This is a genomic window from Vibrio nereis NBRC 15637, assembly GCF_001591105.1.
In the GTDB taxonomy this organism is placed as follows: Bacteria; Pseudomonadota; Gammaproteobacteria; order Enterobacterales; family Vibrionaceae; genus Vibrio; species Vibrio nereis.
Genome location: NZ_BCUD01000012.1, coordinates 101,334 through 126,381, shown reverse-complemented (window position 1 = coordinate 126,381; position 25,048 = coordinate 101,334). Strand labels below are relative to the sequence as shown.

General features: G+C 43.7%; 19 protein-coding genes. 5 read left to right on the top strand and 14 right to left on the bottom strand.

The window, feature by feature from the left end:
- Nucleotides 1-22: 22 nt before the first annotated feature.
- Nucleotides 23-1,570, bottom strand: coding sequence for a sensor domain-containing diguanylate cyclase (locus VNE01S_RS13525; protein WP_053394609.1), 1,548 nt, complete (start codon nt 1,568-1,570; stop codon nt 23-25).
- 453 nt (nt 1,571-2,023) lie between these two features.
- Here VNE01S_RS13525 and VNE01S_RS13520 point away from each other — a divergent pair, with 453 nt between their 5' ends.
- Entirely contained in the window at nt 2,024-2,326 is a 303-nt protein-coding gene (locus tag VNE01S_RS13520; RefSeq protein ID WP_053394608.1) for a hypothetical protein, read from the top strand.
- Between the two features lie 1,039 nt (nt 2,327-3,365).
- The gene (locus tag VNE01S_RS13510) at nt 3,366-6,041 is read left to right on the top strand and encodes a DUF2339 domain-containing protein (RefSeq protein ID WP_162208408.1); all 2,676 of its coding nucleotides are present in this window, start codon (nt 3,366-3,368) and stop codon (nt 6,039-6,041) included.
- A 60-nt stretch (nt 6,042-6,101) separates the two neighbouring features.
- Here VNE01S_RS13510 and VNE01S_RS13505 read toward each other — a convergent pair whose 3' ends face one another.
- The 3 genes from VNE01S_RS13505 to VNE01S_RS13495 form a co-directional block, all read right to left on the bottom strand.
- Complete coding sequence (locus tag VNE01S_RS13505) at nt 6,102-7,295, bottom strand: acetate/propionate family kinase (protein WP_053394605.1); 1,194 nt, start codon at nt 7,293-7,295, stop codon at nt 6,102-6,104.
- A 358-nt stretch (nt 7,296-7,653) separates the two neighbouring features.
- Entirely contained in the window at nt 7,654-7,941 is a 288-nt protein-coding gene (locus VNE01S_RS13500; RefSeq protein ID WP_053394604.1) for a DUF2218 domain-containing protein, read from the bottom strand.
- Nucleotides 7,942-8,042: 101 nt separating this feature from the next.
- On the bottom strand, nt 8,043-10,037 hold the full coding sequence (locus VNE01S_RS13495) for a TonB-dependent siderophore receptor (protein WP_053394603.1): 1,995 nt from the start codon (nt 10,035-10,037) through the stop codon (nt 8,043-8,045).
- 119 nt (nt 10,038-10,156) lie between these two features.
- Between VNE01S_RS13495 and VNE01S_RS13490 the strand changes: the two genes are divergently transcribed.
- Both VNE01S_RS13490 and cueR read left to right on the top strand, forming a co-directional pair.
- Nucleotides 10,157-11,164 (top strand): helix-turn-helix transcriptional regulator, encoded by a 1,008-nt coding sequence (locus VNE01S_RS13490; RefSeq protein ID WP_053394602.1) that lies wholly within the window; start codon nt 10,157-10,159, stop codon nt 11,162-11,164.
- 3 nt (nt 11,165-11,167) lie between these two features.
- On the top strand, nt 11,168-11,554 hold the full coding sequence (gene cueR / locus VNE01S_RS13485) for a Cu(I)-responsive transcriptional regulator (RefSeq protein ID WP_053394601.1): 387 nt from the start codon (nt 11,168-11,170) through the stop codon (nt 11,552-11,554).
- Between the two features lie 45 nt (nt 11,555-11,599).
- Here the strand turns inward: cueR and vctC are convergent, their stop codons facing one another.
- From vctC to VNE01S_RS13460, 5 genes are all read right to left on the bottom strand, one after another.
- Nucleotides 11,600-12,355, bottom strand: coding sequence for an iron chelate ABC transporter ATP-binding protein VctC (vctC, locus tag VNE01S_RS13480; RefSeq protein WP_053394600.1), 756 nt, complete (start codon nt 12,353-12,355; stop codon nt 11,600-11,602).
- A gap of 7 nt (nt 12,356-12,362) precedes the next feature.
- Nucleotides 12,363-13,313 (bottom strand): iron chelate uptake ABC transporter permease subunit VctG, encoded by a 951-nt coding sequence (gene vctG / locus VNE01S_RS13475; RefSeq protein WP_053394599.1) that lies wholly within the window; start codon nt 13,311-13,313, stop codon nt 12,363-12,365.
- On the bottom strand, nt 13,303-14,238 hold the full coding sequence (gene vctD, locus VNE01S_RS13470) for an iron chelate uptake ABC transporter permease subunit VctD (RefSeq protein WP_053394598.1): 936 nt from the start codon (nt 14,236-14,238) through the stop codon (nt 13,303-13,305). Before vctD ends, vctG begins: the two co-directional genes overlap by 11 nt.
- Nucleotides 14,239-14,308: 70 nt before the next feature.
- Entirely contained in the window at nt 14,309-15,223 is a 915-nt protein-coding gene (locus VNE01S_RS13465; RefSeq protein ID WP_053394597.1) for a siderophore ABC transporter substrate-binding protein, read from the bottom strand.
- 312 nt (nt 15,224-15,535) lie between these two features.
- A complete protein-coding gene (locus VNE01S_RS13460) occupies nt 15,536-15,991 on the bottom strand; it encodes an RNA-binding S4 domain-containing protein (protein ID WP_053394596.1) in 456 nt (151 codons plus the stop codon).
- Between the two features lie 357 nt (nt 15,992-16,348).
- Here VNE01S_RS13460 and VNE01S_RS13455 point away from each other — a divergent pair, with 357 nt between their 5' ends.
- A complete protein-coding gene (locus tag VNE01S_RS13455; RefSeq protein ID WP_053394595.1) occupies nt 16,349-18,103 on the top strand; it encodes an EAL domain-containing protein in 1,755 nt (584 codons plus the stop codon).
- A gap of 97 nt (nt 18,104-18,200) precedes the next feature.
- On the opposite strand, the gene VNE01S_RS13450 is transcribed toward VNE01S_RS13455, so the two are convergent.
- From VNE01S_RS13450 to VNE01S_RS13430, 5 genes are all read right to left on the bottom strand, one after another.
- Complete coding sequence (locus VNE01S_RS13450; RefSeq protein ID WP_053394594.1) at nt 18,201-19,004, bottom strand: MetQ/NlpA family ABC transporter substrate-binding protein; 804 nt, start codon at nt 19,002-19,004, stop codon at nt 18,201-18,203.
- 148 nt (nt 19,005-19,152) lie between these two features.
- A complete protein-coding gene (locus VNE01S_RS13445) occupies nt 19,153-20,745 on the bottom strand; it encodes an ABC transporter ATP-binding protein (protein WP_053394593.1) in 1,593 nt (530 codons plus the stop codon).
- 2 nt (nt 20,746-20,747) lie between these two features.
- Nucleotides 20,748-21,785, bottom strand: a complete 1,038-nt coding sequence (locus tag VNE01S_RS13440) for an ABC transporter permease (RefSeq protein ID WP_053394592.1) — start codon at nt 21,783-21,785, stop codon at nt 20,748-20,750.
- Nucleotides 21,785-22,873 (bottom strand): microcin C ABC transporter permease YejB, encoded by a 1,089-nt coding sequence (locus VNE01S_RS13435; RefSeq protein WP_053394591.1) that lies wholly within the window; start codon nt 22,871-22,873, stop codon nt 21,785-21,787. The genes VNE01S_RS13440 and VNE01S_RS13435 overlap by 1 nt, the downstream gene beginning before the upstream one ends.
- 65 nt (nt 22,874-22,938) lie before the next feature.
- On the bottom strand, nt 22,939-24,747 hold the full coding sequence (locus VNE01S_RS13430) for an extracellular solute-binding protein (protein ID WP_373278566.1): 1,809 nt from the start codon (nt 24,745-24,747) through the stop codon (nt 22,939-22,941).
- Nucleotides 24,748-25,048: the final 301 nt, after the last annotated feature.

Sequence of the window (25,048 nt, the reverse complement as noted above, 5' to 3'; positions counted from 1 at the left end):
ATCTCACCTAAACCATTGCGCATTAAACTGTGCAACGTCTTTCATTTTGTTGCTGAACTAATTTCTCAGCAGAGTATATTTCATACCCACCTTCTGGATAGCGGCCTTTCGCTAAATACATCATTTCATCCGCACGCTGAATCAAAATATTGACCTCAGAACCATGACTAGAGAATACCGATATACCAATACTTGGGGGGACATCTACACTCACACCATTGGTGAGCGTATGCGGTTTGGACAACTGAGTAACCAATTTAGTCGCTATAATTTCAACGTCAGCGATTGCTTTAAGGTTCTCTATGATGACGACAAACTCATCTCCGCCTAAACGGAAAATAAGATCAGACGAACGGAAAAAAGAAGTCATCTTATTAGCAACATTCTTAAGCACTAAGTCACCTTCGTGGTGCCCGTAGGAATCATTAACTAGCTTGAACTTATTCAGGTCAATATAGAATATGGCGTACATTGTGTTTTTAGCGACCGCAAAGTCATGCACTTTGTCCAGTCGATCATGAAAGTAACGTCTGTTCGGGAGCTGCGTTAACGGGTCTATATGAGCTAGCCTATCCAACTCTTCATGCAGCTGCTTTTGAAGTGTAATTTCTTGATGGGTTCCTGCAATTTTTAATGCTCGGCTAGTACGCTTATCTCGCTTTACGACTCTTCCTCGGCTCATTATCCAAATCCAGTGCCCCTGCTTGTGTCTTATACGTAATTCACATTCATAGAATTCAAGTTCTCCTTTAATGTTACCCTTCATGATCTGTTGGGATTTTTCCCAATCATCAGGGTGACACATAGATCCCAGTCTTTCAGGAGTTAAAGGGCTAAGTTCTTCTAATGTGTAACCTAGGATCGTCGCAAAGCGCTCATTAATGACAAAATTATCAGACTTTTCGCTGAGCTCCCAAGTGCCAACATTGGTCCCCCAAATCACATCAGAAAGACGCTTCTTTTCAATTTGCAGCAGCTTTTCCGCCTGCTTCTGCAAAAAAATCTGCCGAGAGAAAGCAATCGACAATAACGACAAAAAGATAGTTAGTGTCGATAAGATAACAATTTGCTGGTGACGTTTGATTTCGAGCTGTTTAGTTTTCTCTTCAACCATTTGCTCTAGACTGTTTTGGTAGTGCCACAAGTCTTGCTGAGCAACTCGGTATTCAGAAATATCCCTAATAATTGAATAAAGCACCGTCTGGTTTTGGTATTGGACCGGAAGAGACGAAACCTCAACCGTACGAACATCACCATTCTTTAAGCGATGTTTAAAAACAAAAAAGTTTCGGTGCTCTTTAGCAGCCAGTGCACGCTCCTCTGCAATAGCTTTTGCACTGAATACATTAATATCTTGAATATAGAGCGACTGGAGTTCAGTTTCGCTATATCCATAAAAGCGCCTCGCCGCTTGATTGGTTCTAACAATCTTTCCATCACTGGACCTAACCAGCAGCATAACCACGTTATGCTGCTCAAAAGCATCACTCCAGGTAGCAGCAAAAGCTAATTGAGGTGAAAAAAATAGCTCTATAAACGCCACAAATAGTAAGAATCGGTAGAACACCATTTATTTCTTCTTGTAATCATTCTTTTATTTTATGGCCGCTTTTTATACAGAAAGGTTGGGTTATGCAACAGACTGATATCTTTATTGTTACCTAGCGCAGTATTTATCTATACCCGTCGCAATAATTACTTTGTCCTACGAACAAGTAATAGCCATGGAAAATACAAAATAGCGCGAACTTTACGCCTAACACTTTCAACTGCACACGATCAAAAGCACCGGAAGATCGATCGTTAAATGATCGATTGATCAAAGTTAAGCCAAAAAAAAATATGCAATTGGGTTTTTAGTCAATTAAAACATTGCGTGACAACGCTTCCAATATTTTAATAATTGACAAAAATCACACAAACAGAAATTGACAACCATAAAGACCATTGACTTGGCAGACAAACCATAGATAATCCTCGCGCACTTAATTTGTACTAAAGCATTAATTTATAGGGATTAAAAATGAAAAAAGTTGGCCTATTTATCGTTTCGGCTTTGACTCTATCTGGTTGTCAAATGATGGGCGGTGACACTGATATCGCTAACACAGATTTCACTGCAATGTCTTGTGAAGACATTCAGCAAGTATTCACTGACTACCAAGACAACATGAACAACATTGAAACAGGTGCTGGCTTACTTTCAGTTGTTGGTCTTGGTGCAGGCACAGATGGAGCAAAAACGTTGATGCAGCAGACTTACCAAAGTGCAGCGACTGCAGCTCGTCCAGTAATCAAAGCGAAAAACTGCAACTTCTCTGTTTAATAACAGCTGGTACAGAAGTTATTAAAAAATACAAAAGGAGGCTTGAAGCCTCCTTTTTATTGTTGAATAATCCCTTTAATTTTATTCGCACTAAAATTTGTTCATAAAAACAACCTTCCTCCTACCCCAAAATCCCTTTGCATTCGCCCCAACAAATGTGATCAATATCGCACTAAATTTAATAAGTTTACTTCTTTTGCTAAATATTACGTTCATTGAGTTCGATCGAATGGTTAGTGGATAATGCAGTTAAACACTCTTAGGTCCGCAGTATTAGAAAAACTCTTTTGCCGTGGATAACGAACCGATTTTATGCAAGATATTATTCAAGTAACAGGTACGTTCAAAAATAGTGGTCAAAGGGAAATAAATAAGACCAACGTTCAATACTCTCATGTAAATATTGAGACAGGTGAACAAAACAAAGAACACATCACCAATGTGATCGTCCCAAATACTGTGGATTCTTACATTTTTTCAGGTGTTCGAGGAACTTTCTATATTGTTAGATTAAACAGGGGAAAAAACCTTATCTTCGCGTTCAGCAATGAGAAAAGAAAGATCTATGACAAAGCCGACATCTCCCTTTTGAACCGGGTGGCATTGAGTAATATTGGCTTATGGATCTTCACTGCAGTGGTATGTTTGCCCTTACTTTCGTACGTACTAGGGCTCATCCTGTTGCCTGTCGTCCTATTTGGCATCTGTTCAAATTACCAAATACATAAAAATATGAGAAACAGGAAGCTAGAAGCGTACTTAAAAATAGCAGGGTTTCCGTTAGATTTATCATGAACGCTATTAAAGTACGAATAAATTTGTCACATAAAAATGGCTACAGCGTCGCTAAATTAAGACATCAAGAAATATAGATTAATTTAACCATCGAATATCTCTAATTTTAGTGAGTTCGATAGCAGACAGTGGGTGAACTATAGTAAATTAAACCGTTTATTTTTCACACTGTTGGTCTGAGATGGATTTTGTTTTAATAATATTGATTCTAGGTGCGTTATTCATTTTTATAATGTTTGGGGCCGTGTTTGGGATAGACTCTCACCGTAAAATTATCGAGTTACGCAAACGCGTAGAACAACTCGAGACCACATTGGCGTACTTAAGAAAAGACGATCCACATATAAATAAAGCGCTAGAAGCTAGTGCTCGCAGAACAGGCTCTACTCACATCTCTTACACAAAAAAGGCCAACCCTGTTCAAACTTCAACGTCGAGTTCACCTCTTCAAGAGTCTAAAACGAACCAAACCCCTCCTCCTGCGCAGACATATGCACTGGCGTCAGAAAAAGCAGAGAGCGGCTTAGGAAATGATCTGAGTAAACCGTCAGACTCTCGTTCATGGTTTAGCGCTATTAGCGATCTTTTCACCTCTTTCCCGACCAATAGCCGATCAACCAATGTGCTTTTTTGGTTAGGAGGCATAATATTGGCGTTTGGCGGCTTGTTCTTGGCTAAGTACACACTAGATGCAGGCTTACTCTCACCGGTTGCACGCGTGTTGTTAGGCTTTGGCGTTGGTATCGGCTTCGTTGTCTCAGCAGAGTACCTCACCCAAAGGAAAATACGTTTTCGTATTCATAGCGATTATCTCTGCGCCGCCTTAGTCTCCGCAGGGGTTATTACTTGCTATGCGATGACTTTAGTCGCGTCCCATTACTATGAGTTAATTTCGCCTAACTTCGCGTTCGTTATTTTGGCGATAATAGCGCTTACCGCTACCGCAATGACCCTCCGTTATGGGCCTATTGTCGCTGTCATTGGTATTTTGGGTGCCTATTCCGTTCCATTGCCGTTTTGGCAATTTAACTACAGTGTATTAGCCATCGCAGGTTATGTGGCGTTAGTTAGCGTCTCGGCTATCGTCGTCGCCAACCAAGTACAAAGGAACTGGTTATGGTGGCTAAGTTTTTCGGCTCATTTTAGTTGGTTCTTTATCATAGTGATGATTGGCGGGAAAGGAGAGGCTTTATCGGTTTTCCTATTTTCCATGTTATCCCTGTATCTTTACGTGCTAAGCGATGTTTTAGGTTGGCGTCTACAACATAGCCACTTGCGTCCTCTGACTATTCGAGTGTTACTGATGCCACGTAAAGAACAAGCCGGACTGCTTGCCTCTTTGCTGCCTATTTGGCTGTTTTACTTTGTTCACGGTTATCAGCCGAGTCTGATTTTAGCGACTGTAGCAGTACTCATTGTGCTATGTTCAGCACCACTACGCCACTCAGCTTTTGATAGCTGGCCATTGCTGGGCTGGTTGCTATCGATTATTACGCTAATAATGCTATTGCCTCAGGCCTATTACGAAGACCTAGACTTTGTCTTTACAGGCGCTCACCTCTACAGTCAAGCTATCGCTCTTGCACTGTTTATTTACGCGCTGTACATGCAACGCCTTCACCCTAAACGATTGGCTTACTCTCTTTTGCTCGTGGTCGCGCCAAGTTCGTTATTCGGGCTGTGTTATGTTTTGTCTCCCCCACCAGCGAATATCGCTATGTACTCACTTTGGGCTGTCGAGCTGGCTGTATTGGCAGTGATAGGAGTACGATTAACGACTAATCATCGTTGGGCTTGGGTGAAACTCTCAGGGGTGCTGCTGGCCAATGTGAATGTCAGCTTAATCATTACTATGCTTCTTGAGTCGAGCACCTTAACACTGGCTTTAGGCGTTCAGTTAGTGGGCTTAGGTTATTGGTGTCAACGTTATTCATTGAAGCCGCCACACTGGCTTGTCAAAACTTTACTCGCGGTACTATTGGTTCGACTGACTCTATTCCCTTGGATAGATGGCTATAGTGGCGAGTTATTGCTAGGTATTCACTGGACGATTGTTGTCTACCCAGTGACTATCTTTATGCTTTATATGGCGCGCAATTATTATCGAGATGATGCCATGCGCCAGGTCCTTGGCGGAGGAGTAATACATGTTTTGGCATTGTTAGTGACTACAGAAACCAGTTACCAACTGGTAGGTCACTATCCTGACTTTACCTCGCCGACTTTCCATGAGGCCGTATTGCTCTCAATGAACTGGCTGATTATGGCGGGCGTATATTGCTACCGCTATTTATATTCGTCGTCCCTTCGCTACATCTATCTCGGCTTTGCGGGTTTGTTGACTGTTGGAGCAGGTATTTATCACCTAGTATTACTCACGTTTAGTAACCCTTGGTTTAGCCAACAACCTGTAGGCGAATTACCTATATGGAACTGGTTATTACCATTATGGTTAATACCTGCTTTAGTTTTGCTCGCAGTAAGTCGTTTAAGCCTGTTTAACAAAGTACAACGCTTAGCGATGTATAGCGTGGCCGCACTGTGGTTACTGCAATTTATTAATGCAACCGTTCGTCATCAGTTCCACCACGATATGATCTGGTTGGGTCTGCCAACCCAACAACTCGAAACGTATGCATACTCGCTGGTTTGGTTATTAATCTCTGTGGTCTTACTATTAGGCGCTCGCCGTTTCAACTCTCCAGTTATCTCAAAGGTTGGCTTTGGCGTACTAGCGGCTGTTGTGTCCAAGGCCTTTTTAGTGGACATGTCTCAACTGACCGGCCTTTATCGCGCGCTTTCATTCCTTGGTTTAGGTATATGTTTATTGGGGATTGGGTGGCTATTTCAGAGAATGAAAGACTCTACTGAAACAAATGACTCTGATGCAATCCAAGAGAAGTCACAGATAAGTCCTTAGCAAAAAAAGAAAAGCGAGCCAAATAGAGGCTCGCTTTTCATTCATTTAAAAATTAAAGAGTTAAATCAGATCTACTGACTGTTGAGCAATTACCCACTCTTCGTTGGTTGGGATTACAATCGCTACCGCATCCAACAATTCTGATTTTGCAATCACGCCAGAGTTACCAAAGCGCGCTTCTTCGTTGCCTTTTTCGTCTTCAGCAAAACCTAACAGCTTTAGGTTGTTCAAGATTTCACGACGAATTGGCAACGAGTTTTCACCGATACCACCAGTAAAGATAACCGCATCTAGGCTATCTAGTGGAATTAGGTAAGAACCGATGTATTTCGCTACGCGGTAAGTAAAGACTTCAAATGCCAGTTTCGCATCTTCGTGGCCATTTTCCATCGCTTCAAGAATGCCACGTGCATCTGAAGTTAGGCCAGAAACACCCAAGAAACCAGACTTCTTGTTTAACGTTTCGAATACCTGCTCTTGTGTCCAACCTTTTTTCATTAGGAACTCGATGATGCCTGGGTCTAGATCTCCCGAGCGTGTACCCATCATTAAGCCCGCAAGTGGAGTAAAGCCCATTGATGTGTCAACAGATTGGCCGTTGCTAATCGCACACACTGAAGCGCCATTGCCAAGGTGAACCGAGATGAAGTTTGCTTCATCTACAGGTTTATTAAGCATCTTCGCCGCTTCTCGGCTTACGAAATAGTGACTAGTGCCGTGGAAACCGTATCGACGGATACCGTATTCTTTGTACAGCTCGTTAGAAATCGCGCCAGTAAATGCCTTTTTCGGCATTGTTTGGTGAAACGCAGTATCAAATACAGCAAATTGAGGAAGGCTTGGGAAAGCAAGCATAGCTGCTTTAATGCCTTTTGCGCCTGCAGGGTTGTGGAGCGGTGCTAAGTCAGACAAGTTTTCAATTTCTGCTAATACTTCGTCGTTAATACGAACTGTAGACGTGAATTTTTCTCCGCCATGAACGATACGGTGACCAACGGCAACTAGATTATTGGTAAAACCTAATGATTCAATTAGGCTAACAATTCGGTTAATCGCATGTTGATGGTGATTATCAGGCGCTGAAATAGCTTCTTCTGTTTTCTCTCCATTGAACTTCCAGCCGATAACCGCCTCTGGTAAGCCAAAGCATTCGCCTAGACCAGATACAATCGCGTCACCAGATTGAGAATCGATAACCGCGAATTTTAGTGAAGAGCTACCAGAGTTAATCACCAGTACATACGAATTAGACATGAGGGGTATCCTGTTTCAGACCAAGTTGTGAAAGCACTATGCTTCGATCATTATGGATACCATTATTCAATATTTTTTGAATCTTTCAACTTTATTTGATGTCTTTTCCAGCAATCAATCAAATTTTGTTGATCTAACACAATCAAGGATTTATTTCGCAACTGGAATTTAATATTTCGATCGCATTTCTACTTCAAAAGTATGCTCTCGCCTTATGCAACCAAGTAGTCAGAAAAGACTCTGGCTTGTCAAATTAGAGTGTCGATATGTTTATAATGCGATTGAAAGTACACCACTCAAATATTTTTGAGCGGTGTCGTTAAGAGGATCAGTGCTAAAACAAAGAACGTTTACAACACTAGGTCGTTTGCCAACTAAGCTCTAACGCTTCACGTCTTGAAAACATATTAACGTGAGAATCGATGATTGATATCACGCCATTTACTTTGTGCTCATCTTCCGCGGTGCAGCGAATCGTTAACGTATTAGTCGTACCGTCAGCCCTCATATATGCTTTCCCCATAGGAAAATGAACTTCGCCGTTTTCATCATCCCAATTAGCTTCAACTTTTCTCGCAAAATGGCGACACAGTACCACCAAGTATTTACTCACATGCTCAGAGTGAATAACCGTGTACTTCTCCATGTGGATTCCTTTTAAATTCTTTTTAAGCGCAATGCCTAATTTAGATGCATAAAAAAGCTGCCCTTGCGAGCAGCTATTGTCCTAGCCAACTATCGTTATTATTAGAACTGGTATGAAGCCGATAGTTTGAAGTTACGGCCTGGCTCGTAGTCATCGGTCACATAACCACGAGCTATACCGATTCGTGATGCATGGGAGACATAAGCTTCATCAAAGATGTTATCCACCCCCACTGTCAGCGATAGGTTCTCATAGCTTGAAGGTACCCACTGCGCGTAAATATTGTGAACATCATAAGCTTCTTTCGGATCGGCACCATCTGGCACATTATCTTCTTCAAGCACAGCAATAGAGCTCCAACCGAAGATGGTATCAATGCTATCTGCGGTGTAATCCAATGTAAGGGCAATACTATCCCCCATGTCGATGCTGCCGCCTGGCCCCATTACTGGTGAGCCATTTGTCTTATCTTTCACATCAGAGCGAGAGTAAGATAGCTTAGAGTTCAGTGATTGATAGCCGTATGATGCGCTAACCTCGAAACCTTTGATTTCAACATCACCTAGGTTCGAGAACGTATAGCCACTGCCATTCCAACCTTCCGTAATATAGTCATCGATATCGGTTTTGAAGATAGTCACATTGGCACCAACAAAGTGATCACCGAACTGTGAATCAAAACGAACACCACCTTGACGGTTTAGACCTGTTTCAGCCTTAAGATCTTCTGCGAGTACCGACCCTTGCTGATACTTAACAAAAGTCTCTAACAGTTCTGGACCTTTAAATAAGCTGCGCGCATTGGCAAACACAGTCCAGTCATCATTGATATCCCACTCAGATCCTAAAGACCAAGTCACATCATCAAATGTATCGGTGCTTGTTTCCGCTTTACGTTTGTAATGGTCGTAGCGCAAGCCACCCGTGACGCTCCAGTTATCCAGCACATAAAGTGTGTTCTCGGTAAATACCGCCGTAGAAATCGCGGACTCATCCATGTACTCCACACCACCATATTTACTGGAGCTGTTTTTATCCATGTAATCCGCACCGTAAGTCACACGGTTGTCTAGACCTGCAAGAGCGTAATCAGATTGGAATTTGGCATTCAGTCCTGAGTTGTGGTTGGTCGCTTCATTCTGCGACGCGCGTCCCATACGCTCCCAACCGGTTTTGCTTTCGTCTCTGTCTATGGTCGTTTTGCTGCTGTAGGTAACCACCTTACCGCTGTGCTTGTCCGTATCCAGCTCATAGCTAATCGTTACCATGTCACGGTCATAATCTGTTGGCAAAAGCAGATCTTGAGACAAGCCTAAGTTTGAAGTGCTGCTCATGTCTGGTCGAGGGCGGTAATCACCACTGTCACGGTAAATATCATATGCCAGTTCAAAACGATGGTTGTCTGATGGTTCAAACCCTAATTTGCCGAGAATGTTGTAAGTATCGCCTTCGGTACCAAACGCTTTAACACCATTACCGTCTTCAAAATCATCTCTACGAATGAAATGACCGTAAACCATCGCATCAACGTTATCTGTTAATAGACCATATACCGTTAACGACCCTTGTCTATTTGCATTCGACGCATAACCACCGAATACACGTGCGCCGAAGTTCTCTCCTGAACGCAACAAATCTTTCGCGTCTTTGGTTTCAAACTCAACGGAGCCACCAAGCCCATTTTGCGTCACCGAGTTATTACCTACTTGAATATCAGCCGATTTCAAAATATCCGGATTAAGCGTCAAGTTGCCCACATGGTGGAACATATTTGCATGCTGAGACGCACCATCCAATCGAATATCAAGATCGGTTTCACCTAGACCACGAATATTGATTCGCTGGTTGACCGAGTGTGTTCCACCCACATCCACCCCTGGAATATCACGCAAAATATCCGACATATGATCAGCTTGCTTTAAGGACATATCCTGAGCACCAAGAGAGTCCGTATTCGATGATACTTTCGTCCCCCATACCAATACTTCATCAAAATAGCTTTCTTCTTCACTTGCAACGACTGGTGCACTGATAGCGACACCGACAGCGCTGCAGACTAAGGTTTTATTTAGAGGTATGCGATTAGCCCATCCCATGATGATTAACTTCCTAACTGGTAATGATAATAATTCGCACGTATGATAGGTTTCAATTTTATTAATGAGAAGCATTTCCAGTTATGCAAAAATGCTTATCGACTATGAGGAATCACCAGATGGAGTATGGTTCATCACAATTCAGAGTACCGAAGGTGGTATTAACTCAAACGGTATCAGATCAAGATAAGCACATCATAATGAGCCATAGCCGTTTTAATGACATCCCTATCGTCGAAGGCAAACTCATTAACTATGAAGTAGAAAAAAGCTTTGCTGTTTATGGTGGCTTAAGTACTGAACTTGTTGACTCGCATGTGGTTTCATCCACTTCCGCGGCAATGATCGTAACGATTGTGTTAGAGGGCCGCCTCACATTTGGCTATGACGACATAGAATTTCAGCTTGATGGGAACAGACAAGCGGAAGCTGTCCTAGTAAATTTAACTCAAGCCTCGAGCTTTCACCGCAGTATAGAAAAGAATAACCGACTACTTAAAATAAACCTGTTATTCCATTCCAATTGGTTGCTATCTCGCTTGGGTAGCCAAGAAACCACCCTACCTTTTGCCTCGCAGCACCTTAGCTATTTGAAGATTCCCGTCTCGCAATCACTTAACGATCTGACCTTACAGATTATTGGTATGGATCAACCGCGAGACTTTAAGACCCAATTGCAGGTCGAGGCCACAGCACTGCAAATACTGACCGAGATTATTTCACACGCGAGCTCGTGCACCGAGAAAAACGCGACAAACGAGACATCTGTCATCGCTCAAAGCCGAATTGAAGATGTCCTCAATTACATTGAACTTCACCTTAGCGATACGTTAAACATTGATACTATCGCGTCACATTTCTCAATGAGCGGTTCCAATTTGCAGCGACTCTTTCGCCAACAAGTGGGGATCACAATCAACAGCTACATTCGTCAAAGACGATTGAGGAACGCCAAGCTTAGCCTTGAAAAAGGATTAACAACAATCACAGAGGCCGCTTATGAGGCAGGTTATAGTCACCCAGCGAACTTTACTATCGCCTTTAAAAAAACCTTTGGCGTTCCGCCTACAAAAGTAGTAAAAAACGAGTGTAGTAGAGACTCAAATGCGAAACGCAGTCAAAGGTAAAGTATGAACATTGGTGAAGTAGCAAAAATTACCGGCCTATCGAGTAAGTCAATTCGCCTTTACGAAGACAAAAAGTTAATCACGCCGCCAAGCCGCAGTGAATCTGGTTACCGAGAGTATCGTGATTTACACATTCACGAACTCAACATGATTTCTCGCGCTAAAAATGCAGGATTTTCATTGGTGGAATGTAAAGAGTTTGTCGAGCTCGCGCACAACCCAAACCGAAAGAGTCGCGAAGTCAAAGAAAAGACGCGAGAGAAACTGAAAGAAGTCGAGAACAAGATCCGGGAATTAAAAGAAATCGAAAAGCAGCTGAACAGTTGGATTTCGTCTTGTCCCGGAGATGAAAGCAATCAATGCCCAATCATTGAAGAGTTACTCAAATAAAAAAGCCCGTGAGAGCCACGGGCTTTAGCAGTTCAATCACAAACGTTAGTAATAGGTACACATACGTTTGCCATCAACTTCAATAATGTTAAATGGGGTTTCGTAGATGCTTTCAAGGACATCTGCTTGAATCACCTCTTCTACACTGCCTTGTGCGACTACTTTGCCTTTCTTGAGCGCAATAATCTTATCTGAATAGCACGCCGCAAAGTTAATATCGTGGATCACAACCACAACCGCTTTTTTCATCTCGTGCGCGAGACGGCCAACATTACGCATAATTTGTAACGAGTGTTTAATGTCTAAGTTGTTTAACGGTTCATCCAAAAATACATAATCGGTATCTTGCGCCATCACCATTGCAATGAAGGACAACTGGCGCTGACCACCACTTAACTCATCTAAGTACTTATCTTGGATATCAGTAAGATCGAGGTAATCAATCGACATGTCGATGATCTTGGCGTCTTCATCGGTTAATTTGCCCTGAGAATACGGAAAGCGACCAAAAGAGACCATCTCACGCACTGTGAAACGCATGGTGATACTGTTGGCCTGCCTTAATACCGCCAGTCGCTTAGCCAGATCTTTGGTGTCCCATTCCGACAGCTCTTTGCAGTCAATATAAACTTCACCACTGTCTCTGCTGACCAATCGACTCACCATAGAAAGCAGGGTACTTTTTCCCGCACCATTTGGTCCAATAATGGATGTGACTTTGCCGTTCTCAAATTCCGCGCTGGCGTTATCCACCACCGCAGAATGACCAAATACTTTTTTGAGGCTTTTTAATGTAATCATATCTACCCTAAACAATCTTATTGCGCAGTAACATGGTTAAGAAATACAGACCGCCAATGAAGTTAATCACTACGCTCAGCGTGGTCGAGAACCCAAACAGGTTTTCTATGATCCACTGGCCACTCAGCAACGAAGCAACAGAAAGTGACGAAACACCCAGTAGCAACACTTTGTGCTGATAACTACTGAACAGCTCTCGCGTTAAGTTGGTGACCAATAATCCAAAGAACATAATGGGGCCGATTAATGCGGTCGAGATGGAGATCAATACCGCAGAAAGCATCAGCACTTGCAGTGTGATCTTCTTTACATCCACTCCCAAACTGGTCGCGTTGTCTTTGTCTAACCACAGTACGTCTAACACTCGATGTTTTCGGTACAATAACCAAGAGACGATAAGGAGCAAAGGCGTACTCATGTAGACCAAGTCTACGTCTATATTGTTAAAGCTCGCGAACATGTTTGCCTGAACGCTGGCAAAATCGCTGGGATCCATCAACATGACAAAGAAAGACGAAACACTACCAAACAGCTGGCCTAAAATGACACCAAGAAGCAAAAGCACCATAAGGTTTTGTCGCTCACCTCGGAAATAGAAGCTGAACAACAAAGCCGAGAACCCCAACATTGCGGTCACTGAAACCGCAAAGTTAAAGTAAGTGTTCATCGCGATGCTGCTTAGGCCACCAAAGATCACCACCGTCAGCACCTTCGTAAACATATAAAGGGAATCGAACCCCATAATGCTAGGCGTTAAGATCCGGTTATGGGTAATGGTTTGGAAAGCCAAAGCAGATTGCCCAATAGCAATCCCCGCTATAACAATCGCTAGAACTTTCGGTACGCGACGAGACAAGAAATATTGGTAATTATCTGCATTTAGCCCAATGGCAATGAACAAGCCACTAAAAAGAAGCCCACAAACGATTAGCAAAAGTAATTTAGATCTATCGTGCACTGCGTTCACCCTTAAGAATAAAGAAGATAAACACACTGCCACCTAGCATGCTGATGATGGTAGAAATTGGGATCTCATACGGGAAGATAATCAGGCGCCCAGCCAAATCACAACACAATACAATGAGCGCACCCAACACTGCCGTGATCGGGATATTTCGTCGTAAATTGTCACCGTAAAAGCGGCTAACTAAGTTCGGTACGATCAGTCCAAGGAATGGCAGCATACCTACAATCATCACGACAGAGGCAGACATCACAGACACAAGCAAGACGCCTATAATCAGCACTTGCTGATAGTTCAAGCCAAGGTTGACAGCAAAGTCTTTACCTAAGCCAACAGCAGAGATCCTCGTGGCATACAGATAGCTGCACACTGCGAATGGCAACGCAATATAGAGCAACTCGTAGTCACCTTGGAGCAAATTAGCGAAGTTCGCGATCGTCCAACTTGAGAGGTTTTGCAACACATCGTATTTGTAAGCAACAAATGTCGCCATGGAGTTGACGACGTTGCCAAAAATAATACCAACCAAAGGCACAAAGATGGCGTTCTTAAACTGGATACGATTAATGAACTGGACAAACAGCAGTGTGCCTAGCATAGATACGGCAAAAATAAGCCAAAGTTGCTGCCCATTAAAAAAAATCAAGCTTAGGACATATCCAAACATGGCACACTCGATGGTGCCTGACGTGGAAGGCGATGCAAACTTGTTTTGGCTGATCTGCTGCATGATAAGGCCAGCGATACTAAGACCAGCGCCAGCCAATAAAACAGCAGCTAAACGGGGGATGCGACTAGTAAAGAGCAGATCCCAACTATCGCGGTTACCATTAAGTAACTCCGCAACGCTTAGCTGCCCTATTCCTACAAACAAAGACACTACGCTGAGTATGAATAGCGTCCACGATAACTTCTTCAAAACGAACCTCTTGAAATAAAAAGCCTCAAGCGCGGCGGCTCGAGGCTCTTTGATTCATACAAACCGGGGATTAGTTCAAACTGGTAGTGGACTTAACATCGTCAATCATCTGCTCAGTGGCACGCATACCACCAATCGACAGATACCAAGCATTAATGTCTAAGTAAGCCATTTTGTTGTTCTTGTACGCGTTCGTTGCCTTTACAAGATCATTTTCAAAGTCACGCTTAACTGTACTGCCTTTACCTTTGTTGATCAGGATGTCTTTATCCACAATCAGCAGAGTTGAAGGGTTTTTCTCACGAATAAATTCATAAGACACCAAATCACCGTGGTTACCGCCGTCTTTCACTTCATTAGCCGTTTCTGTAAATCCAAAGTCTTTGTAGACAGAACCAAAACGAGAGTTAGGTCCAAATGTAGTGACATTGCCACCTGCACTCATTACGGTCAGTGCATCAATATTTTTGCTTTGGTTGTAATCGCGGATCTCTTTGAATGCACCGTCAAGCTTAGCGATCTTCTGCTCAACAAAATCTTGCTTTTCAAAAACTTCACCTAGAATACGCCACTGCTCTTGAGTGGTTTCCCAGTAGCCTTTGCTTGAATCTAAGGCGTACACAATCGTAGGTGCAATTTCAGACAGTTCTTCGTATTTAGCAGCCGCTCGAGGACCTACAATGATCAAATCAGGTTTTTGCGTGTAAATCGTTTCAAAATTAGGTTCAGATAGACTACCTGCTGAAACAAAATCGCCTTTGCGGTACTGCTCTAAGTAATCAGGGAACATGCTAACTGTAGAAACAGCAACAGGCTCTACACCAAATGCTTTTACCGTATCCAGTGGGCCTAGTCCGATCACGACAACGCGCTCTGGGTTTGATTCAAGCTTTGTCTTACCTTGCATATGTTCGACTTCAACCACTTTCGCGTTCGCCCCGAATGTGAGCATTGCCAACGCTAGCGCAACTGCCTTCAATTTCATTGTATTAATCCTTATGCCTATCAAATGGAAAGCATTATCATTTAGATTTCTATTATTGTCACTATTCAATTTTAAATTTTAGTGTTAACTGCCTAACAAACCAGCAAACAAGGTGGATATGTACAGTAAAAAGCCCTCTGCTAGCTGAAAATATCAGATCCATAGGCAGTCAGTTGTCGAAAAGTGAAAACAGGAGACAAACAAAAAGCGCGGCTTCTGATTAGAAACCGCGCTTTTAGGTATTGATACAGGTATTCAAAATGCTGCTTAACACCGTTTTATGATTGTGTGCTAAGCCAATGGCAAAGTAGGTTAGAAGAAGTCGATAGATGAACGACCATTCTGTTTTTTGTCCTGCTTCTTCTCTGGTTGAGATTTAACATTCTTGTCAGCCGATTTATTCTTATTCGTCGTCCCTGCTTTTTGGCCTTTTTTAGCTGAGCCTTGCGCAGTTTTGGCTTTTTGTGGCTGAGAGACAGGCTGTTTTGGTTTTGGCTCCGGCTCTGTCACTGGCGCATCACACACTACAACGTAATACTCTTGGTTAAACTCAAAAAAGTCACCGTCATACATCTTTCTGCGTTTGCGTGTTTCGAGTTCACCATTAACCGCGACATAACCTTCAGAGATAATGTGTTTTGCTTCGCCCCCTCCGCCAACTAAGTTAGCAATCTTAAACACTTTATATAGTTCAATAGGTTGCGACGACACTTCAATACCGATTGCTTCGATCTCAATCTCTTCACCTTGGTCGTACTCTTCGCTCATACCATTCTCTTAAAATTTAATTGTCATTTGCGTGCTGAGTCTAATCTCTCTGCTAACAGAAATAAACTAAACTTCGGCAATAGCTGCTTGCAGAGCCGGCATATGCAATAACATCTCTGACGGATTCTTCATTGTAGATTTACATAAGTTTAACGACATGGCTCACAATAAAAATGAAACACAATTGATCAATAGTGTGTATTTTCGTTTAGTTGATCGAATAGCGGTATGTTACGTCTAAAAACCGACACGATATTGCATCAGTTGCAAGTAACATAAAGAACATCTAGGCACCGCCTATTCGAGCGGTCACTGAAGAAAATCGGCCTGAAGTTTGTTGTAGGTACGCCAAAGATTATGTCACAGTTTCTAAATAACATTGTCCCCTATCCGAAAGACAGCCATCGTTCTGACTATCTCATGGTAGACCAGCAGGACACAGAGCAGACATCATTTGTTCTGACAGAGGCCGATCTCGACGAATTGATGGACAAAAACGTCAGGCATATTGTTGATGTGCTCAATGACGGTTTGTTTTATATGTCAGAAGCCGGACATATTCGTTTTTACTCTTCCACTTTTTACGAACAATTTGGCAGGCTGTCTGGCTCTTCTACATTGCAGGCCTGGCTGGAAATAGTGCATCCCTTAGACAGAGAACGGCTCCAAGACGAAGTGGACAATCACATCCGACATGATGGAGAAAAGTTTTCGACCCAGTATCGAGTCAGAAATAAATATGACCAGTATGTATGGATTCAAGGCACAGCGGTCATCAAAACGGTCAATAATCAAAAAATCATGATCGGCTGCCACAAAGACATCTCAGACAAAAAGTTGAAAGAAGTCTACGGACACCGCCTAGCAACAGCAGCCAATGAACAGAAACTCACGTTAGACTTAGAAAACACGCCTCCTGAAGAACCACTCAATAGCCTCCTCTATATCCAAGTTGCAAACATTCGTTCCTATTTATCCCTTTACGGCTCCGACATTATTAACGACGTTTTCAGCCACCTTCAGGTCGCTGTCGATAGGCTCTCGTACTACTCACTTGAACTCTATCGAATCCGTTCAGATGATTTCGCAATTTTGCTGCAAGGAGAGAACACCAAAGAGGCCTTGCTTCATTTAGGCGAGCAAATATCCAAGCACTACTATGAATCCGTCAAAGCCAATGACTCCCTTTATGGTACCGAAATCTCAATCGGAATTTACCCCAACTTTCCTCTGCAAACAGGTACTGAAGAAGCACTAAACATCGCGTTCAAAACCAGCCAGTTTGCCAGCCAACACGATGATCACCGAGTGAGTCTTTACGGCGGCTCAACCAAAGCGAAAGTAGAACGCCATTTTTATATCGAGCGTCAACTTGGCAATGCCATCAAACAAGAAATACTCTCTGTTAAATATCAGCCGATTGTCTGTGCCAAACAAAATAAAATCGCAAGTTTTGAAGCTCTGGTCCGTTGGAAATCGGCAGAGTTTGGTGATATTTACCCAGATGAGTTTATCTCTGTGGCAGAGCAGAAAGGGATGATCGTCGATTTAGGCTATCTCGTATTTAAGAAAGCCTGTGAGTTCCTCCATCGCTATCAAGACACACATGGAAATCAAGTGCGTATCAACGTGAACGTGTCTGTGATTCAATTACTTAACCCTAAGTTCCCAAATACCGTAAAAGCACTCGCCGAACAGTACAACGTTGACACGCAAAACATTGTTCTAGAGCTCACCGAAACGCTCATACTAGACGGAAATAGAAACGCCGTAGAGCAGCTTAATCGACTTAAAAAATACGGTTTCCAGCTTGCTCTCGATGACTTTGGTGCAGGTTACAGCTCATTAAATAGCTTTTTCGATTTACCGCTTCAGCAAATTAAAATTGACCGCTCTATCGCTCTGCGTTCATTGAACAATCCAGCCACATTTGAATACCTGTCTTTTGTTGTCCAACTATGTAAAACCTACGATGTCGACATTGTGATTGAGGGCATTGAAGATCCCAACATGCAGAAGGTGTTTACTGATATGGGTGCGTCCTACTTACAGGGCTATTGGTTTTCAAAACCACTATCCATCGCCAGTGCCAGCCACTACACCCTGATTTAGTCATTAATCCGCACATACATAAACGGCCCATCTCAGGGCCGCTTTTAATAAAAGTCGTTTTATACCAATCTAATTAACGATTGATCAGTCTTATCGGTTAAAACGCAGGTTCAATCGTGCCATTAAATGCTGTTTGCATATACTCGCGAATGGCCTGTGACTGATAGATTTCGACAAACTTTTTATAGTCTTCGTTACCTTTATCCTGCTCACGACTGGCGATGACCATCACTGCCAAAGGTGCATCTTTTGCTTCTAGATAAATACCTTGCTTCTTCGGATCCAGCCCGGCGGACATCACGTAGTTCATAGTAATCGCGGCGGCATCTACGTCATCCAGAGTACGTGGCAGCTGTGCAGCATCAACTTCAACAAACTCAAACTGCTTAGGGTTACTTACTACGTCATTCAGAGTCGCTTTAAACCCTGCCCCTTCTCTTAGCGTAATCAGTTTTGCTTCAGCAAATAGCAATAGGCCGCGTCCACCGTTGGTAGGATCGTTTGGGATTGCGATGCGCGCTTTTTCTGGCAGTTCTCCAATCGAGCGATATTTATTTGAATAAACCCCCATACGCATAAGGATCGAATCACCAATTGAGACTAAATTCGCCCCTTGGTTATTATTGTAGTTATCTAAAAACGGTTGGTGCTGGTAACTATTGAGATCGATACTGCCATCTTCCAAAGCCGCATTGGGAGTAATGTAATCTGAGAACTCAACTACTTTGACATTCAGCCCTTGCTTAGCCGCCTCTTTCGCCACAGCTTCTACAACCTGCGCGTGTGGACCGACCGTCGCGCCCACTTTGATTTCTGACTCATCTTGTTGACCACAAGCCGTTAAGCCCACCACGATTGACGCTGCAATTGCCCACTGACCGACTTTTCTTAATCCTTTCATTCTTGGTTCCTTATTATTTTTAATAGACGTTTAGCCATCTAAACTGCCATACTACTATCAAAAATAAATTCCGCAATAGGATTTTAAAAAATCAAATAAACTCCCAATAGCTAGGGCCATGCGTAGATGCAGCGTAAGGCCTCGAGCATTAAAAAGAGGATAAAGAAACCAGCTCTTTGGTGTAAGGGTGTTGAGGTTGGGTAAAGAGATGCTCTGTGCTGCCTTGCTCTACAATCTGCCCTTGCTTCATCACGATGGTGTAATGACACAACGACTTAACCACATTTAAATCATGGCTAATAAACAGATAGCTTAACCCATACTTGCTTTGTAAAGACTTAAGTAAGTCGAGCACTTGAGCCTGCACGGTTCTGTCTAGCGAAGAGGTTGGCTCATCAAGCAATATGAACTCTGGCTTTAGAATAAGTGCACGTGCAATCGCAATCCGTTGCCGTTGCCCACCGGAAAACTCGTTGGGATAACGATGGCGTGATTCTGGATCAAGGTCCACTTCTTCCATCACCTCAATGATCAGTTTATCCATTTCATCTTCGCTCAGCTCTTGGTGGACGCGTAACCCCTCACCGATCACCTGAGCGACAGACATTCGCGGGTTGAGAGCTGAGAACGGATCTTGAAACACGACCTGCATTTTGCTGCGATAAGGCAGCATTTGGTGTCGGTCTAACCCCTGTAATTCATTGCCTGAATAATTGATCGACCCTTCCGATTTCACCAATTTTAAAATGGCCATTCCGGTCGTTGATTTACCTGAGCCACTTTCTCCAACTAACCCTATCGATTGCCCTTTGCGCAAAGAAAACGCCATATCCGTTACTGCTTTGATATGGGAAATAACACGTTTAAATAAGCCACCCGTAATCGGAAACCAAACGCGCAAATGGTTTACATCGAGTATGGTGGACTGAGCGTTAGGCAGCGGAACAGGTTTTCCCCGTGGATCGGAGTTGATCAGTAACTGCGTGTAAGGATGTTTTGGCTGAGTAAAGAGCGCATGGCACTCGCCTTCCTCTACGAGCTTGCCTTCTTGCATAACTGCGACTCTGTCGGCAATTCGTCTGACAATACTTAAATCATGTGTAATAAATAACATCGCCATACCCAGCTCTTTTTGCAGATCTTTAAGCAAGTCAAGGATCTGCGCCTGAACCGACACATCTAGCGCGGTAGTCGGTTCATCGGCAATCAGTAATTCTGGGTTGTTAATCAGCGCCATCGCAATCATTACCCTTTGACGCTCGCCGCCAGACAATTCATGCGGGTAAGCATTGAGTTTGACTTCTGGGTGACGAATTCCCACTTTTCCCAGCCATTCAATCGCTATTTTTTCCGCTTTGCCCTGACGAACGCCACGGTGGATTGATAATGTCTCCACCAGCTGTTTACCCACTTTATGCAGTGGATTTAGTGAAACCATCGGCTCCTGAAAGATCATCCCCACTCGCCCACCACGAATGCCACGCAGCTTGCGCTCGGAACAGCTTAAAATATCTGTTCCATCAAAATCAATATGCCCTTCCATATAGTGAGAAGACCCTTTGGGCAAGAGCTTGAGGATCGAATTAGCAGTGACCGACTTCCCTGACCCACTTTCCCCAACTAAGGCGAGTGTTTCACCTTTTTTTACGGAGAGAGATACTTGGTGAGTCACCTGCTCTATTTCATCGCTGCGGCCGAATCCAACCGACAGTCCTTCAATAGTCAATATAGGTTTACTCATCGTTACTTTCCTTGTTGGTGAGGGTCAAAGGCATCGCGTACAGCTTCGCCAACAAACACCAATAGAGTCAGCATCAGCGATAAAACAAAAAATGCTGAAAAGCCTAACCACGGCGCCTGCAGATTAGCTTTACCTTGTGCCAACAGTTCACCGAGAGACGGCGATCCCGCCGGTAATCCGAAGCCCAAAAAGTCTAAAGAGGTTAACGTTGTCACCGAGCCAGACAGGATAAACGGCATCATAGTTAACGACGCGACCATGGCGTTAGGCAGCATGTGTCTAAGCATAATTCGCTTATCACTGACGCCCATCGCATGGGCCGCCCTTACGTAATCAAAATTACGGCAACGCAAGAACTCGGCCCGCACGATCCCTACTAAGCTCATCCAGCTAAATGCCACCATGATCCCCAGTAGCCACCAAAAGTTGGGCTCGACAAAACTCGACAAAATGATCAGCAAGAACAGCGTCGGCATGCCAGACCACACTTCGATAAATCGCTGTCCAAACAAATCCAGCCAACCACCGTAGTAGCCTTGCGTGGCACCAACAGCAACACCGATTATGCTGGACACTATGGTCAGCACAAAACCAAAGAGCACCGAGATACGAAAGCCATAAATGATGCGCGCCAGTACATCTCGCCCTTTGTCATCGGTCCCGAGCCAGTTAACATCATCCGGCGCAGACGGCACCGAGCCTTGAATATCAAAATTGATCGTGTCGTAGCTGAACGGAATTACCGGCCAAATGATGTAACCCTGCTCTTCAATCAAATCAATCACATAAGGGTCAGTGTAATCTGCTTCTGTCTCGAACTCGCCGCCAAACTCGGTTTCAGCGTACTGCTCAGCGATGGGGTAATACCATTGATTATTGTATTCCACCAGTAACGGCTTATCGTTAGCGATTAACTCGGCAAACAAGCTCATGACGAACAACACCATAAAGATCCACAGCGACCAATAGCCGCGTCGATTCTCCTTGAATCGTAACCAACGCGCTTCGTTTAACGGATTACGTCTTTTTTTCGTCAACATTAGCGAGCCTCAAAATCGATTCTTGGATCCACCCAGGTGTAGGTCAGATCAGAGATGATGCTGAGTATCAAACCCAGTAGCGTCATAATATAAAGGGAACTGAACACCACTGGGTAATCGCGCTGGATAGTGGATTCAAAGCCAAGTAAACCAATACCTTCTAATGAAAACATCACTTCGATCAGCATGGAGCCGGTGAAAAAGATACTGATAAATGCAGCCGGAAAACCCGCAATAATAATCAGCATCGCGTTGCGAAAGACGTGTTTATAGAGAATATTGCGCTCATCAAGGCCTTTCGCTCTCGCTGTCACCACATATTGCTTATTTATCTCATCAAGAAACGAGTTTTTCGTCAGCATACTGAGGGTGGCAAACCCACCAATCACCATCGCAAAAATTGGCAGAGTTAAGTGCCAGAAATAATCGATGATTTGTTGATACCAGTTGAGCTGTTCAAAGTTCGAAGAAACAAGCCCGCGCAAAGGGAACCAGCTAAAGTAGTTTCCGCTGGCAAAAAGAATAATCAGAATAATGGCGAACAAAAAGCCTGGAATCGCATAGCCAACAATCACGACCGCACTTGACCAGATATCAAAACGAGAGCCGTGGTGAATGGCCTTGAGAATGCCGAGTGGAATAGAGATCAAATAGATGATCAACGTGCTCCATAAACCCAACGAAATAGACACTGGCAGCCGTTCAATGATCAGGTCAATCACATTGCCACCTTTAAACAGACTATTACCAAAGTCGAAGGTGGCGTAGTTTTTCAACATATCCCAATAGCGTTCAAGCAGCGGTTTATCAAAACCAAACTGCTTTTTGATCGCTTCGACAACTTCAGGGTCAAGCCCACGAGAGCCTTTATAACCCGACACATCAGTCTCTTCCGTTGCCCCTAAGTCAACTTCACTTCCGCCACCAGCAAAGCGCTCCATAATACCCGAAGCGTGCCCTTCCATTTGTGCAATGGCTTGTTCAACAGGGCCGCCCGGCGCTATCTGGATAATGAAAAAGTTAATGGTAATAATTGCCCACAGTGTGGGGATCACCAAAAGTAGTCGACGAAAAATATAGGCAGCCATGAGTCCCTCTTGCTAGCCGTGATCCCTTACCTCAAACCGGAGAGCGATTACTCCCAGCACTGTATTTATCGGCGTTTCTCAGGAAGTTTCTGCGCTTTTTGCTTTGAAATCCACCATGTATCTATACCAAGATCATATTTTGGCATCGTCTCCGGACGCTCAAACTTATCCCACATCGCGACTCGATATTTACTTAAATGCCACTGGGGAATGACATAAAAGTTCCATTGCAGTACGCGATCCAAAGCGCGACCAAGATAGAGTAACGCGTCCGGGTTTTCCTGATTCTTCGCAATCTCTGCTGTGAGGTGGTCAACCACGGGATCTTTCACCCCAGCAGTATTGTAGGTGGAATCAATAAAGTTAGAGTTCCATACAATCATTAAATTGGGGCTTGGATACGCATTGGCACTGTAAGGCGACGAAAGCATATCGAAGTCTCGATCGCGAAGGCGCTTAATGTATTGAGTGGTATCGACTGTGCGAATTTTCATTTCGATCCCCATTAGGCTGAGGTTCTTTTGCACAGGAATAGCAATGCGCTCTGTGGTTGGGCTATAGATCAGGAACTCAAAACTCATTGGCTCCCCTGTCGCCACGTTAGTCATCACCTTATCTTTGAGTTTCCAACCTGCTTCCTTAAGCAATTTGAATGCGGTGCGCATTTGGGCACGAATACGTCCAGAACCGTCACTGACCGGTGGCTGGTACTCCTCTGTAAATACACGCGAAGGAATGTCTTTTTTGAATGGATTCAGAATGGCGAGTTCTTGCTCGGTTGGCAGCCCTTTCGCCTCATATTCGGTATTTTGAAAGTAGCTTCGGGTTCGCGTGTATTGGTCGTAGAACATGTTCTTGTTCATCCATTCAAAGTCCATCGCATAAGTCAGTGCTTCTCGAACTTTGGGATCTTTGAACACTTCACTTTGGGTATTAAACACAAAGGCTTGCATGTTTTCTGGTTTCTGGTGTGGAATTTCTTCCTTGATGATGAAGCCCTGATCAAAGTTTACACCTGTGTAGGAATTAGCCCAAAACTTAGCGGAGCTTTCCATACGAAAATCAAACTCGCCCGCTTTAAATGCTTCCAGCATCACAGTGTCATCGCGATAGTAGTCGTATCTGATTTTCTGAAAGTTATGGCGCCCGACATTAACGGGCAGCTCTTTCGCCCAGTAGTCTGACACCAACTCGTAAGTCACACTCTGACCTGACTTGTAATCACTGATTTGGTAAGCACTGCTGCCCACCGGAGGCGTCGCCAATGGCTCAGCGAGACTTTTATCTTTCCAGAAGTGTTCCGGCAAAACACGCGCAGACTGGGCAAAACTGAACAGCTTTTCGCGATTCGGTTTCGCCATTTCAATACGCACGGTCAGCTTATCTTTCGCGGTAACTGACTTAATATCTTGGTAATAAACACGGTATTGCGGTACCCCCTCTGCCATAAACTTATCAAAGGTAAAAGCAACATCGTGCGCGGTGATCGGCTGGCCATCATGGAACCGGGCCTTGGGGTTAATATCGAGCTCTAGCCATGTGTAGTCGTCAGAATATCGGACTTTCTCGGCAATTAAGGGATAGTACGCATCAATTTCATCACTTGGAGAGTACATTAACGTGTCATAAAGCTCACCACTTTGAGCAGCAGCGACACCACGCGAAGCAAAACGATTAAAGTTATCGTATGTGCCTACTTGGCCGTAGGTCACCGTTCCGTACTTAGGCGCATTCGGATTTACATAATCAAAATGGGTAAAACCCGGTTTGTATTTTGCCTCTCCAAATCCAACCAACACCGAGGTTTCGATAACCTTTGCGTACGAAAATGTGGTCGTTAACGCTAACGCGCACCCTAGCACAACCTTGTGCATTGTCCCCATAAGCCGCTCCCTTGCTCACTTTGACTGAGAATCTAGAAATTAATATTTAGTAATTCAACTACTTGGATAAGTATAGAAGTCAGTTTAAATTTCTGTGCAATAAATTCAAATCAATTGAGTGATTGGTTACTAGTTTTACCGTATCGCAACTCACAACATCAAAATGCAAACGAGGTGTTCTGCCAACAAAGGCTCAAAACGTGCCTATTTCCATATTAAGTGAATCTTTGCAACGAGTTACGCGCTCGCTTTTCATCATTAAAGCGTTCCTGGACTACGCTTTAAAGAAAAG